The sequence below is a fragment of the Nocardia sp. NPDC057668 genome (assembly GCF_042799795.1).
Taxonomy (GTDB): Bacteria; Actinomycetota; Actinomycetes; order Mycobacteriales; family Mycobacteriaceae; genus Nocardia.
The window spans coordinates 1060845-1073033 of the sequence record NZ_JBHVIC010000003.1; the positions used below are offsets into that span (position 1 = coordinate 1060845).

The 12189-nt window shown below is 69.1% G+C and carries 14 protein-coding genes; 6 read left to right on the top strand and 8 right to left on the bottom strand.

All coding sequences use genetic code 11. From position 1 onward, the window contains the following. Positions 1-74: 74 nt before the first annotated feature. Positions 75-284, top strand: a complete 210-nt coding sequence (locus ACFVBH_RS23345; RefSeq protein WP_354988923.1) for a CsbD family protein — start codon at positions 75-77, stop codon at positions 282-284. 60 nt (positions 285-344) lie between these two features. Here ACFVBH_RS23345 and ACFVBH_RS23350 read toward each other — a convergent pair whose 3' ends face one another. After that, the gene (locus tag ACFVBH_RS23350; RefSeq protein WP_379004591.1) at positions 345-1349 is read right to left on the bottom strand and encodes a hypothetical protein; all 1005 of its coding nucleotides are present in this window, start codon (positions 1347-1349) and stop codon (positions 345-347) included. Positions 1350-1608: 259 nt separating this feature from the next. Between ACFVBH_RS23350 and ACFVBH_RS23355 the strand changes: the two genes are divergently transcribed. Further along, positions 1609-2592, top strand: coding sequence for an AraC family transcriptional regulator (locus ACFVBH_RS23355; RefSeq protein WP_354988925.1), 984 nt, complete (start codon positions 1609-1611; stop codon positions 2590-2592). A gap of 102 nt (positions 2593-2694) precedes the next feature. Here the strand turns inward: ACFVBH_RS23355 and ACFVBH_RS23360 are convergent, their stop codons facing one another. Genes ACFVBH_RS23360 through ACFVBH_RS23375 form a run of 4 tightly spaced genes read right to left on the bottom strand, consistent with a single transcriptional unit; the run spans position 2695 to position 5715 of the window. Continuing rightward, a complete protein-coding gene (locus tag ACFVBH_RS23360; protein ID WP_379004355.1) occupies positions 2695-3609 on the bottom strand; it encodes an ADP-ribosylglycohydrolase family protein in 915 nt (304 codons plus the stop codon). A 15-nt stretch (positions 3610-3624) separates the two neighbouring features. After that, positions 3625-4908 (bottom strand): ArsB/NhaD family transporter, encoded by a 1284-nt coding sequence (locus ACFVBH_RS23365; protein WP_354988927.1) that lies wholly within the window; start codon positions 4906-4908, stop codon positions 3625-3627. Between the two features lie 31 nt (positions 4909-4939). Further along, positions 4940-5443 (bottom strand): CBS domain-containing protein, encoded by a 504-nt coding sequence (locus ACFVBH_RS23370; protein WP_354988928.1) that lies wholly within the window; start codon positions 5441-5443, stop codon positions 4940-4942. Next, entirely contained in the window at positions 5440-5715 is a 276-nt protein-coding gene (locus tag ACFVBH_RS23375) for a hypothetical protein (protein ID WP_354988929.1), read from the bottom strand. The genes ACFVBH_RS23370 and ACFVBH_RS23375 overlap by 4 nt, the downstream gene beginning before the upstream one ends. A 178-nt stretch (positions 5716-5893) precedes the next feature. On the opposite strand from ACFVBH_RS23375, the gene ACFVBH_RS23380 reads away from it, so the two are divergent. The 3 genes from ACFVBH_RS23380 to ACFVBH_RS23390 all read left to right on the top strand — a co-directional run bounded on the left by ACFVBH_RS23380 (position 5894) and on the right by ACFVBH_RS23390 (position 9120). Continuing rightward, positions 5894-6904, top strand: a complete 1011-nt coding sequence (locus ACFVBH_RS23380; RefSeq protein ID WP_379004358.1) for a histidine kinase — start codon at positions 5894-5896, stop codon at positions 6902-6904. Beyond that, positions 6901-7566 (top strand): response regulator, encoded by a 666-nt coding sequence (locus ACFVBH_RS23385; RefSeq protein WP_379004360.1) that lies wholly within the window; start codon positions 6901-6903, stop codon positions 7564-7566. Before ACFVBH_RS23380 ends, ACFVBH_RS23385 begins: the two co-directional genes overlap by 4 nt. Positions 7567-7689: 123 nt before the next feature. Next, positions 7690-9120: a TerD family protein gene (locus tag ACFVBH_RS23390; RefSeq protein ID WP_379004593.1), complete on the top strand. Its 1431-nt coding sequence runs from the start codon at positions 7690-7692 to the stop codon at positions 9118-9120. Positions 9121-9165: 45 nt separating this feature from the next. On the opposite strand, the gene ACFVBH_RS23395 is transcribed toward ACFVBH_RS23390, so the two are convergent. The 3 genes from ACFVBH_RS23395 to ACFVBH_RS23405 form a co-directional block, all read right to left on the bottom strand. Then, positions 9166-10326 (bottom strand): serine hydrolase domain-containing protein, encoded by a 1161-nt coding sequence (locus ACFVBH_RS23395; RefSeq protein ID WP_379004363.1) that lies wholly within the window; start codon positions 10324-10326, stop codon positions 9166-9168. Positions 10327-10456: 130 nt separating this feature from the next. Next, positions 10457-10810 (bottom strand): thioredoxin, encoded by a 354-nt coding sequence (gene trxA / locus ACFVBH_RS23400; protein WP_354988933.1) that lies wholly within the window; start codon positions 10808-10810, stop codon positions 10457-10459. Further along, positions 10807-11253, bottom strand: a complete 447-nt coding sequence (locus ACFVBH_RS23405) for a MerR family transcriptional regulator (protein WP_379004366.1) — start codon at positions 11251-11253, stop codon at positions 10807-10809. Before ACFVBH_RS23405 ends, trxA begins: the two co-directional genes overlap by 4 nt. 343 nt (positions 11254-11596) lie before the next feature. Between ACFVBH_RS23405 and ACFVBH_RS23410 the strand changes: the two genes are divergently transcribed. Continuing rightward, a complete protein-coding gene (locus tag ACFVBH_RS23410) occupies positions 11597-11812 on the top strand; it encodes a hypothetical protein (RefSeq protein ID WP_354988935.1) in 216 nt (71 codons plus the stop codon). Positions 11813-12189: the final 377 nt, after the last annotated feature.

Below are 12189 nucleotides of genomic sequence, written 5' to 3' on the forward strand. Positions count from 1 at the left end.
GACATACCGCCAAGTCTGCTGTCTTAAGGAATGTGCCCCGTCCCGGGCACAGCCAATCGACAACGGAGGTTCCGATGTCTCTGAGCGACAAGATCGATAACAAGGCCGAGGAGCTGGGCGGCAAGGCCAAGGAAGCCGCCGGCAAGATCACCGACGACAAGGACCTGGAGGCCGAGGGCAAGGGTGATCAGCTCACCGCCGGGCTCAAGGACGCGGCCGAGGACGTCAAGGACGCCGTCAGCGGCGCGGTCGGCAAGGTGAAGAAGGCACTCGGCAACGACTGACGAGGACCGAGCCGGATCGGGAGGCGCGGATCGTGCCTCCCGATCGGCGTCTCGGCCGGCTCAGCAGTGCGAGGACAGATGGCGGGCCGGAGCCGCGCCCAGAAATCGCACCGTGTCGGTGCGATCCCACAGTTCCATGCCCGCGGTCGCGGACTGGCAGTCGCGAACACAGCGCAGGACGGCGTTGCGCACCTGCGGGGACAGTTGCAACTCGTCCATTTCCGGGCGGATCGCGGCGACGGCGGCGAGGTTGTCCGCGACGCGGTCGGCGATCATCGCCCGGACCGCGTCGACGGCCTCGGGCAGGGACAGCCGGCGATGGCTGCGCAGAACCGTGACTAGGTTGATGGGGTCGGCGGTCTCGGTTTCGACGGCCAGGGAGTGCAGGTCGTTGATCCAGCACATGAGGTCCGCGGTCGTCGCGATGATCTCCTGGTAGGCCGGGCCGAAGTAGAGGGCGTCGGGGATGATCGCGCGCTCGGCGATCTCGGCGAGATCGACGGTCGGCAGCACCGTGCAGGCGTCGCGGCGCAGGCGGGGGTATTCGGCGGGGCCGGGGACGGTCGAGCTGGCACGGAAGGCGTTCTCGCGGGCGTGGCCCATCAGCCAGATTTCCAGGTTCAGGGCGAATCGTCTTGCGGCAGATGGTATTTGGCGCGGATAGGTGCGATCGCACAGGTTTTCCAGTGCCGCGATGACCGGGGATTCGGCCGCGCCGGAGCGGGGGCGGCGGTGGATGACGTCCAGGGCGCGGTAGCGCAGGCTGTCGTACTCGCCGGCGCGCTGTTCCGAGACGGCGGCATCCTGCAGATCATCGAAAATGAAGAAGAGCGTTATCCATTCGGCCAGCAGGACCAGATCCGCAAAACTCGCACCGGAGCACCAGTACGAAGCGAAGCGGCCGTAACCGAGCGATTCGAAGCGCCGGTGTGCGCGTTCGTCGGCGAGCAACCCGAATCGGGTGGCCCAGTGCTGGGCGTGACGTTGCGCGCGTGCGCCGGAAAGATGTGGTCGCGGCGGGAAGGGGAGCGTGATCTCCAACTGCCGCAGGTCGCATTCGTTCATATCCAAGACCGATCCGCTCTCGGAGCGGGTCCTCCCCCATCGGATTACCGGACCCTCGGTGTACGACCGTGCGGCTGCGTGCGGACGGCTTGTCCTCCAGCATAACGACATTCGTAATGATCAAGACATTCTTTGCGAATACCCTGTCCGCAAGTGTCCGCCCCGAAGCGCGCCGAACAAACCGCTTGGTCGGCACCTGGCGAACACCCAACTGCCCGAAACATGGTTGCTGGCACAGGCGCGGTGAGAAAATGCCAGCGTGGAGCAAACCGTCGTCGGCGCCGTAGAGGTCTCGTCGTCACCGACCACCCCGCCGCAGCAGGCCTTCGAACAGTGGGAGGCGGTGATGGCGGACGCCGTCGCGCCCTCGGTGCTCGAACCGCTGAACAAGGGGCCCTGGCGTGGGCAGTTGAGCAGCGCGCAGTTCGACAACTTCGCGGTCTCGCGCATGCGGGCGGGCGCGCAGCGCGCATTGCGAACACCGAAGCACGTCGCGCGGTCGTCCGAGGAGTTCCTGCTGGTGAACATCGTGCTCGAGGGCACGAACTGGACGGAACAGGCCGGTCGGGTCGCGGTGTCGACGCCCGGCACCATCGCGTTCTTCGACAGCGGGCTGCCGCTCGAGAGCCACACCAGCAACAACAACGTCTCGGCCATGGTGCGCGCGCCGATGCAGCTGGTGCTCGATCACGCGGGGCTCAATCGCGAGCAATTGCCCACCGCCGCAGCGATTGCCGCCACCGGCGGGCTGGGCGTGATCGCGGGCTTCTTCCGCAGTCTGGCCGAACTGCCGACCGGAGAAGTAGACAGGGCGGTCACGGTGCTGGCGAGTGACGCGCCCGGCATGCTCGCCTCGGCGGTGCTGCTGGCCTCGGGCAGCGCCGCCCCCACCCACACCGAGGCTCAGCACATGCGGCAGCAAATCCTCGCTCACATCCGCAAACACTTCGCCAACCCCGATCTGACGGTCGACGACATCGCCCGCGCCTGCCTGATCTCGCGCCGCACCCTCTACCGGGTATGCGCCGGCTTCGGCGAGCCCGGCGCCATCATCCGCCGGATGCGGATAGAACACGCCCGCCGCCTCCTGCGCGCCGACCCGACCCGCGCGATGTCCGGCACCGCCGCCGCCTGCGGCTTCGCCAACGACCGCCACTTCTACCGCGCCTTCAAGGAGGAGACCGGCCTGACCCCCGGCCAGTTCCGCGAACAAATCCACTGCGGCATAGCCCAACTCGACTGAGCCACAGGGAAGCTCGGCTCACACCGCCGCGGGCTCCAGGGTGAGACGACTGCGTGCGACCGTTCGGCGTGTCACGACGAATCGAGTGCGATCGCGGCCGAGTCAGCCCGCCGTGAGAGACCAGGGCGGAAGTGGCTCGCGGGCGCCGAGCCACGCGGGCGGTATGGCGGAGACGCCGGTGTGGGCCGCGACGATGCCGCCGACGATCGCGGCCGTGGTGTCCGCGTCCCCGCCCGCCTCGATGCAGGCGGTGATGGCCGCCGGGTAGTTGGTCAGGTGGGTGGCGGCGACCCAGAGGGTGAAGGGAACCGTGTCCTGGGCGGAGACCTGGGCGCCGTTGCCCAGTTCGTAGGCCGCCTCCGGAAGCGATCTGCCCAGCAGGGTGCGGGCTCGGCGGATACCGGCGGCTACGCGGCCGTCGATCAGATAGGGCTCGACCGCGTCGAAGAGTTCGGCTGGGGCGCAAGGTTTCCCGCGCGTCGCGGCTGCGTGGGCGGCGGCCACCGCGACAGCCATCGCGCCGAGGATGGCTTCCGGGTGGGCGTGGGTCAGCTCGGCGGACAGGGCCGCCTCTGCCGCCGCCCGGTCCGGGGAATCGGCGAAGTACGCGCCGAGCGGGGCGACCCGCATGGCCGCGCCGTTGCCCCAGGAGCCGCGGCCCGCGAAGGCGGCGGCGGCGGCTTCGCGCCAGGGGCGGCCGTCTCGGATCTCGTGCAGGACGACGACCGTGCCCGCGCCGTAGCCGCGATACGGTTCGCAGCGGTCGGCGAAACCGGCGGCCAGGCGGTCCCGGTCGACGCGGCCGTGGGTGCGGAGTTCGCGGTAGACCGAGCAGGCCATCTCGGTGTCGTCGGTCCAGGGCCAGGGGCCGGCGGGTGGACGGCCCGCGCGCAGATCGGGGAACGAGGTTCCGGGGACGAAGAATTGGGCGCCGAGGGCGTCGCCGACGGACAGACCCTCGAGGCTGTCCCGGGCGGGATCGATGGTGGTCCGGACGGGATCGGTGGTGGAGTGCATACGGGCGACATACTGTCAGAAGTAGCGGGCCCAGAGGTAGAGCCAGGCCAGGACGCTCGAGACCACGGTTACTATCACGCCGTATTTCGTGAAGTGCCAGAAGGTTATTCGGTGGCCCGCACGTTTCGCTATGTCCAGGGCCACCACGTTGGCGCTGGCGGCCACGGCGGTGCCGTTGCCGCTGAAGTCGGCGCCGAAGGCGAAGGACCACCACAGGGCCTGGCCGGTCGCGGGGTCGGGGGCCTGGGCTGCCAGCTCCTCGACCACGGGGGCCATGGTGGTGGTGTAGGGGATGTTGTCGATGAAGGCGGCCACCACGGCGGAGCCGAAGACCAGGATCGTCGCGGCCAGGAAAGGGTTGTGGCCGAACGCATCCGCGGCGGCGGTGCCGAGACGGTCGATGACGCCGGTGTGGACCAGGCCCGCGACCATCACGAACAGGCCCATGAAGAACACCAGGGTGCCCCACTCCACCTCGCGCAGCACATCACCGATGTCCAGGTCACAGACCAGCAGCATCGCGCCCGCGCCGAGCAGGGCGATGATCGAGGGCGCCACGTGCAGCACCGAATGCAGGCCGAAACCGATCACGACGCCGGTCAGCACCAGCAGCGAGCGGGTCAGCAGCTTCGTATCGGTGATCGCCCGCCGCTCCTGCAGCGCCATCACCGCCTCGATCTGCGGATCCAACTCCCGGAAGACGTTGCGGAACAACAGCTTCGTGCACGCGACGAAGATCACGAAGATCACCGCGACCGCCGGGGCCATATGAATCAGGAAGTCGTTGAAGGTCAGCCCGGCCCGGCTGCCGATGATGATGTTGGGCGGATCGCCGATCAGCGTCGCCGCGCCGCCGATGTTGGCGGCCAGCACCTCCGCGATCAGAAACGGCTGCGCGGGAATGCTCAGCCGGTTGCACACGACCACGGTGACGGGCGCGACCAGCAGGATGATCGTGACATTGTCCAGGATCGGCGAGGCTATGCCGGTGATCACCATCAGCATCACCATGAGCCGGAAAGGGTTGCCGCGCGAGCGTTTCGCGGCCCAGATGGCCAGATAGTCGAACAGCCCGGTGTGCCGGACCACCCCCACGATGATCATCATCCCGAGCAGCAGGAAGATGACGTTCCAATCGATGCCCGCGTGCGGGTCGTAGAAGATCCGCTCCCCCGGCACCAGTCCGAGCACCGCCATGAGCGCGGCCGCCACCAGCACGGTCTTGACCTTGTTGGCGCGCTCGGTGGCGATGAACCAGAACGCACCGACGAAAATCGTCAGTGCCAGAATCTGATTCATCGCCGACCTCGCCGGGGAGCCGGAGCCAGGATCACTCGTCCGGCCCGGCCACGGCCAGGCTGATGAGCAGTCGTTCCAACGTGATGGCCCCGACCAGGCGGCGACCGCGATCCACCACCGCCACCAGCGGACTGTGCTTGCGCGCCATCACCGCCGCGACCTCGAGCAGCGTCGCGTCCGGCTGCACCGTCGCGGGCCGCACCGCCGGCGCGGGCAGGCAATCCCCCACGCTGGACCCACCGGGCTCGAGCCAGAACAGCTCCGCGTGCACCTCGTCGATCGTTCGGGCCAGCGCCGGATCGTTCTGATAGGAACTGGGAATCGCCAGCTTCAGCACCTGGGTCCCCGGCAGCACCGCGACCGGATGGTCCTGCTCGTCCACCACGATCATGCCGGGCAGCCGGTGCACGACCATCAGCCGAATGGCCTTGACCACCGGATCACCCATCCGGACCGTCGGGAGTTGAATCGCGATATCGCGTGCTTGCATGGCGGGACCCTTTTGGGCGTACAGCGCGGTGAACGTGGTGGTCATGGTCTGCTCCGGCGCTGAGTGAGCAGATCCAGGCGCTGTTCGAGCCGGGCCAGCCGGTCCGGCAGCGAGAAGCTGTGCAGCAGATCGGCGACCTGATCCGCCTCGTCGACCTCGAGCGCGATGGCATGCGCGGGTTCCTCGTAGCGGGGGTCGTAGACCAGCAGATGCCGGTCCCCGTCCGTCTCGGCCAGTACCGCGAATCGGTCGCCGCCACGCGTGACGCAGTGGTGCAGCACGCCCCTGCCGGGGACCGTCGAGCGGTCGATGTCCATACCCAGCTCACCTCCCGCTGAAATCAGTTTTCGCTGATCAGTCTGTGTTGCAGAGGGTTCGCGGGGCTATCGGCGGAAGTAGCCAAATGGCGTGGGGAAAACTATGTAGGCCGGGCCCGCGCCGGTTGGGTGCGCGGCCTGATGGACACCGCGCACCGCCATGACCAGACTGAGGGGTATGGATCGCCCCGCCCGAGGTCTCGGCCTCTTCCGGCGGCACACCCGCACCCCGGCCGGTGCGCTGTTCCGGCGGATATTCCTCATCAACGGTCTGGTGTTCACCCTGGGCACGCTGGTGCTGGCGGTATCGCCGGCGACCGTGTCCGCGCGCGTGCGACTGACCGAGGTCCCGGTGCTGCTGATCGGGCTGGCCGTCATCCTCGCCGCCAACGCCGTGCTGCTGCGCACCAGCCTGGCGCCGCTGGACGCCCTGATCGCGTCCATGCGCCGGGTCGATCCGCTGCGGCGCGGGGAACGGGTCGACAGTCCGCCCAACGGCGATCTCGCCCATCTCATCGACACCTTCAACGCCATGGTCGAGCGGCTCGAATCCGAACGCACCGCCGCCAGCGCCTCGGCCCTGGCCGCCCAGGAGGGCGAGCGCCGGCGCATCGCCCGCGAACTCCACGACGAGATCGGCCAAAGTCTCACCGTCGCTTTGCTTTCCATGAAGCGGGTGATCGACCGCGCCCCCGCCGAGATGGCGGACGACCTGCACGGGGTGCAGGAGACCGTGCGCGGCTGCCTGGACGAGGTGCGCGGCATCGCCCGCCGCCTGCGCCCCGACGTTCTCGAGGATCTGGGCCTGCACTCGGCCCTGGCCGCGCTGTGCGGGGAGGTCACCGCCGCCGGGCTCGAGGTCACCCGTGACATCGACCGGCAGCTGCCGCGGCTGTCGCCGGATGTGGAGCTGGTCTGCTACCGCGTCGCGCAGGAGGGCCTGACCAATATCGTCCGGCACGCCGGCGCCCGCCAGGTACACATCGGCCTGCACGCCCGGGACGATCACCTCGTGCTGCGGGTGCGTGACGACGGTCGCGGCGGCGTCATCCGCGAGGGCGCGGGTATTCGCGGCATGCGCGAGCGCGCCCTGCTGATCGACGCCGTGCTGTCCATCGAGTCACCGCCGGGCCACGGCACGGTCCTGCGACTCGCCATCCCCCGCAACGACTTCGAGAGCCGACCATGACCGCACCCACCGCCGCCCCAGCCCGCGTCCTGCTCGCCGACGATCACGCGCTCGTGCGCTCGGGCCTGCGGCTCATCCTCGACGCCGAACCCGATCTCACCGTGGTCGCCGAGGCGGCCAACGGTTTCGACGCCGTGCAGCGCCTCGGCGAAGTGCCCGTCGATCTGGCCATCCTGGACATCGCCATGCCGCGCATGACCGGCATACAGGCCGCCCGCGAGATCGCGCGGGACCATCCCGAGGTCCGCATCCTCATGCTGTCGATGTACGACAACGAGCAGTACTTCTTCGAATCGCTCAAGGCCGGCGCGTCGGGCTACGTGCTGAAATCGGTCGCCGACCGCGATCTGCTCGAAGCCTGCCGCGCGACCATGCGCGGCGAGCCGTTCCTGTACCCGGGCGCGATGACCTCGCTGATCCGCGATTGGCTGCAGCGCGCGCGGGAGGGCTCGGCCCCGCCGGAGAACGTGCTGACCCCGCGCGAGGAGGAGATCCTCAAGCTCGTCGCCGAGGGCCATTCCTCCCGCGAGATCGCCGCGACCCTGGTGATCAGCGCCAAGACCGTGGACCGGCATCGCGCCAACATCCTGGCCAAACTCGGCCTGCGCGATCGGCTCGCGCTGACCCGCTACGCGATTCGCGCGGGCCTGGTCGAACCCTGAACCGCGCAGACGGGAATCGGCCCGCGCCACCGGGTCCGCACGACCGGGCGAGATCGCGTTCGCGGAATTGGATGGTTGGGCTCGGCACTCGCGGCGGTGTCGTATAGGTTGGCAGGTGTGTCGATGATGAAGGGCGCCAACGTTCCGGTGTCGGCGGGGGCGGTTCGGATCGAGTTGGGCTGGCAGTCCGGGCCGGGTGTGCCCGACGCGGATGCGTCCGCGCTGCTGCTGGTCAGCGGAAAGGTCCGTTCCGACAACGACTTCGTGTTCTACAACCAGCCGGTGCATCCCTCCGGCGCGGTGCGGCACGAGGGTAAACAGCACGGGCAGACCGTGCTGGATCTGTTGTCGGTGAACCTGTCCCAGGTCGAACCGCAGATCGAGACCATCGTGATCGCGGCCTCCGCGACCGGTGGCACCTTCCGCCAATTCCAAGGTCTCTACGTCCGCGTGCTGGACGCGGCCAATGGCGCCGAACTGGCGCGATTCGCCAGCGGCGACGCCACCACCGAGACCGCCTTCGTGCTGGGCGAGCTGTATCGCCGCCAGGGCAGCTGGAAGTTCCGCGCGGTCGGGCAGGGATACAACACCGGGTTGGAGGGGCTGGCAACCGATTTCGGCATCTCCGTCGACAGCGAGCCCGCACCGACCCAGCAGTACACCCCGCCTCCGCCGCCGCAGCAGCAACAGTTCACGCCGCCGCCTCCGCAGCAGCAGTACGCACCCCCGCCGCAGCAGTACACCCAGCCGCCGCAGCCGCAGTACGCGCCGCCGCCTCCGCCGCAGCAGCAGTACGCACCCCCGCCGCAGCAGTACACCCAGCCGCCGCAGCCGCAGTACGCGCCGCCGCCCCCGCCGCAACAGCAGTACGCACCCCCGCCCCCTCAGCAGGGGTACGCACCGCCGCCGCAGCAGGGCGCACCGGTCAATCTGTCCAAGATCTCCCTGACCAAGGACGCGCCGACCGTCTCGCTGACCAAGTCCGGCGCGACCGGCGGCACCATGCGGGTGAACCTGAACTGGACCACCAGTCGCGGCACCGGCCTGTTCGGCCGCAAGGCGAGCAATCTCGACCTCGACCTGTGCTGCTTCTACGAGCTGGCGAACGGCTCGATCGGTTCGGTGCGCGCCCTGGACCGACGGTTCGGCGACCTGCAGAACCCGCCGTTCATCCGGCTCGATCAGGACGACCGCACCGGCTCGAGCGCCACCGGCGAGAACCTCGACATCAACCTCGATTTCACCCGGTTCTTCCGCCGCATCCTGGTGTTCACCTCGCTGTACGAGGGCGCGCGTGACTTCCGGGGCGTCCAGGCGACCGCGACGCTCTACCCGGTCAACAGCGTGCCGATCGAGATGACCCTCGACGGCTGCGTCGACGACTCTCGGGACGCGGTGCTCGCGATCATCGAGAACGTCAACGGCGAACTGGTGGTCAGGCGCGAGTGCACCTTCATTCGCCCGCCGGCCGGGCAGCCCGGCGGCGGCATCACCGAGATCGTGCGCCGGTACAACTGGGCCTTCGACATTCGGGCCGGACGCGGCAAGGACTGAGCTTCCCGACCGGTGCGCACCGCTGGTGCGCACCGGTTTTCGCGATCAGGGCCCGGCGCAGATCGCGGTGTCGAACACCGATTGCAGGGCGGCCGCGGCGGCGGCGCTCGCGGGGCGCTCGTTCGCCAGCACCGAGACCGCACGCCCGTCCGCGGTCACCCCGTCGTAGGTCCGGAAGCCGGGGATGGAACCGCCGTGGCCCCACACCTGCCTGTCGCAGGGCACCGTGAGCAGCGCCAGGCCCAGCCCGTAGTCGATGCCGGCCGGGCGATTGGTCAGCGGCCGGGGATCGCGCCGCATCTCGGTCACCTGCGCGGGCTCGAGCAGCGATCCCGAGAGCAGCGCGGTGAAGGAGCGGTTGAGGTCCGCGCCGGTGGAGACCAGCGCGCCCGCCGCACCCGCGAAAGACGGGTCGTATCGCGTCATATCCGTGCGTTTCCCGTCGACGACCTCGTAACCGAGCGGATGCGGATCGCGCAGCCCGAGCTCGCCGGGCGCGGGAATGTAGGTGCCGCCCAGGCCGAGCGGCTCGGTGATGCGGGTGGCGACCTCCGCGGCGAACGTGCGACCGGTCACCCGTTCGATGAGCAGACCGAGGATCAGATAGTTGGTGTTGCTGTACTCGGCCTTCTCCCCGGGCGGGAAGTGCGCGGGCATGGTCCGCACGGCGCTGCGCACCAGTTCGGCGGCGTCGAAACGCGTGTCGAGCAGATCCGCGTAATCCCGGTCCAGCTCCGGTAATTCGAGGTACTCGGGCAATCCGCTGGTGTGCTGCATGAGGTTTCGCACGGTGATCCGATTCCCGTCGATGCCCTCGCCCTGCACCAGACCCGGCAGATAGCGCTCGACCGGCGCGTCGAGTTGCACCGATCCCGCCGACACCAGCTGCATGATGACGGTGGCGGCGAAAGCCTTGGTGTTGCTGCCGGCCCGGACGTGCGCGTCCGCCGGAAAGCCCGACCCCGTGCCCGCGTCCCCGACACCCGCGGTGGCCTGCCAGTCCCGCCCGCCCTCGGTGACGACCACCTGCACCCCGGCGGTTCCCGCGGCGACCGCGGCGTCCAGCGCCCGCTGAACCTGCGCGCGGGCGGAATCGGAGAGCACCTGTGGCGCATCGGAATCCGCGCTCGTTCCGCAGGCGGTCAGCGCGCAAGCCAACACCAGCGCGCCCACCGCGGTCCGCACGATCCGTCGCCTGGAAGTCATAGCAGCAGACTCGCACGCGGGGCCCGGTGCGCGCATCGTCCCCAGGTCCCACGCGCACCCTGAGATACCCCCGGCCGGCATGGCGGGCCGGGGGCGGAGCAGCGCCTCTCCGCTCCCGGGCCGCGGCCGGTCAGATCACGCCGGCCAGATCCGAGAGCAGGCGGCGCTTGGCGCGCGCGCCGACCATCGTCTTCACCGGCTGCCCGCCCCGGAACACCATGAGCGTGGGCGTGGACATGATGCCGTAGGTGGCCTGGACGCCGGGGTTCGCGCCCACGTCGATCTTCACGATCCGGATGCGCCCGGCCTCCTCGGTGGCGATCTCCGCGAGCACGGGGACGAGCATGCGGCAGGGACCGCACTGTTCGGCGAAGAAGTCGACGAGGACCGGCAGTTCGGAGTCGAGAACCACGGCCGCGAAATCGGCGTCCGTCACCGGAACGACCGCGTCGGCGCCGGTCATAGCCGTATCGGTGTTGGTCATAGCACTGCTCTCCTCGTGAATAGTGCCGAGCGCGCGGCATGGATGCCGGGTGGCTCCCATTCGCAGCTCGGCGGCTCGCCACGGTCGGTGGCGTCGGAATCGTTCCGGGTCAGCTGATCGCGAATCCAGTTCCGCACGCCCTCGAGCTGTGCGATGCATTCCTCGATCTCGGCGAGCTTGTTGCGATAGACCTCGGACGATGCCGGACACGAGTCGCCCGTGGGATTGCCCTCGCGCAGACACTCCACGAAGGGGCGGATCTCCTCGAGATCGAACCCGATGTCCTGCAGGGTCCGGATCTGCCGCAGCACGTGTAGATCGTGCTCGCCGTACACCCGGTAACCGGCGTCATCACGCTGGGCGGACAGCAATCCGCGCGACTCGTAATAGCGCAGCGCGCGGGTCGTGGTGGCTGCGCGCCTGGCCAACTCGCCTATTCGCATAGCCGGTTCCTCCTGCGTGTGATGCTCGAATTCCGATGCTAAACATTGACGCCGACGTCAAGGCAACCCCACGATCACACGGCGGAATTCCCGCGGTTTCGTCGATTCGCCGGCGCGGCGGGCGGCGATCGGGCATGAGCACAAGACCGCCGAACCGCGTTCGTGCACTTGACCAGCGGTTACGAGTGGCGCTGCGCACATCTCCGGGAATCGGCACGGAAGCCGTAACAGCGAATGTTCAGCTATCTATAAGCGGACGTACATCACCACGGTGGCCGCGCTCGCCGCGACCACGAATCCCGAGGGTGCCCAAGCAAGTTCGACCACGAAGTGAGGTATCGATATGCGCAAGCTGCTCGCCACCACCGGCATCGCCGGCGTCCTGACCACCGGTGCGCTGATCACCGGCGCCGCGACCGCGCAGGCGACCCCACCGCCGCCGTCCCCGGTCTGCTCGATCGTGGCCTACCCCCTCGTGTTCCTGATCGAGGCGACCGGCGGCAAAGCGAGCCCCATCGCCCCGGTCGCCCAGCAGATCGTCGACGTCGTCTGCCGCTGAGCACGCCCGCTCACCGATAGGCACATCACTCGCCCCGCCACGTCCGATCACCGCGGGCGGGGTAAGTGTGTGACGTACCGCCCGCGCGGCTCGCGACCGGTCACGTTTCCGCGCCCGGCCCCGTGCGATGCAGCAGGTGGTCCGCGATTCGCGAAGCCGTCGGTGTCGAAGATGAGCTGCATCGACGGGCTGATCGTCGTGGGCGGCGCGAACGGGCCCGCGACCGGCAAGCCTGTCGGTCCCGCCTCCCGCGGGCTCTACGGCGGGATGGCGGTGGTGGTCGCTGCGCCACCGGCTGGGACCGTCCGCGGCGGCACCGGCCGATCAGGCAGCGCGGGCCGTGCGACAGAGGCCGGCGTGCGGATCAGGAAGCCCGG

Bases quoted from the DNA above. Each gene is read 5' to 3' on its own strand.
- ACFVBH_RS23395 (WP_379004363.1), bottom strand. From the start codon at position 10,326: ATGACTTCCAGGCGACGGATCGTGCGGACCGCGGTGGGCGCGCTGGTG.
- ACFVBH_RS23375 (WP_354988929.1), bottom strand. From the start codon at position 5,715: ATGGACATCGACCGCTCGACGGTCCCCGGCAGGGGCGTGCTGCACCAC.
- ACFVBH_RS23385 (WP_379004360.1), top strand. From the start codon at position 6,901: ATGACCGCACCCACCGCCGCCCCAGCCCGCGTCCTGCTCGCCGACGAT.
- trxA (WP_354988933.1), bottom strand. From the start codon at position 10,810: ATGACCAACACCGATACGGCTATGACCGGCGCCGACGCGGTCGTTCCG.
- ACFVBH_RS23345 (WP_354988923.1), top strand. From the start codon at position 75: ATGTCTCTGAGCGACAAGATCGATAACAAGGCCGAGGAGCTGGGCGGC.
- ACFVBH_RS23405 (WP_379004366.1), bottom strand. From the start codon at position 11,253: ATGCGAATAGGCGAGTTGGCCAGGCGCGCAGCCACCACGACCCGCGCG.
- ACFVBH_RS23365 (WP_354988927.1), bottom strand. From the start codon at position 4,908: ATGAATCAGATTCTGGCACTGACGATTTTCGTCGGTGCGTTCTGGTTC.
- ACFVBH_RS23350 (WP_379004591.1), bottom strand. From the start codon at position 1,349: ATGAACGAATGCGACCTGCGGCAGTTGGAGATCACGCTCCCCTTCCCG.
- ACFVBH_RS23380 (WP_379004358.1), top strand. From the start codon at position 5,894: ATGGATCGCCCCGCCCGAGGTCTCGGCCTCTTCCGGCGGCACACCCGC.
- ACFVBH_RS23410 (WP_354988935.1), top strand. From the start codon at position 11,597: ATGCGCAAGCTGCTCGCCACCACCGGCATCGCCGGCGTCCTGACCACC.
- ACFVBH_RS23390 (WP_379004593.1), top strand. From the start codon at position 7,690: ATGATGAAGGGCGCCAACGTTCCGGTGTCGGCGGGGGCGGTTCGGATC.
- ACFVBH_RS23370 (WP_354988928.1), bottom strand. From the start codon at position 5,443: ATGACCACCACGTTCACCGCGCTGTACGCCCAAAAGGGTCCCGCCATG.
- ACFVBH_RS23360 (WP_379004355.1), bottom strand. From the start codon at position 3,609: ATGCACTCCACCACCGATCCCGTCCGGACCACCATCGATCCCGCCCGG.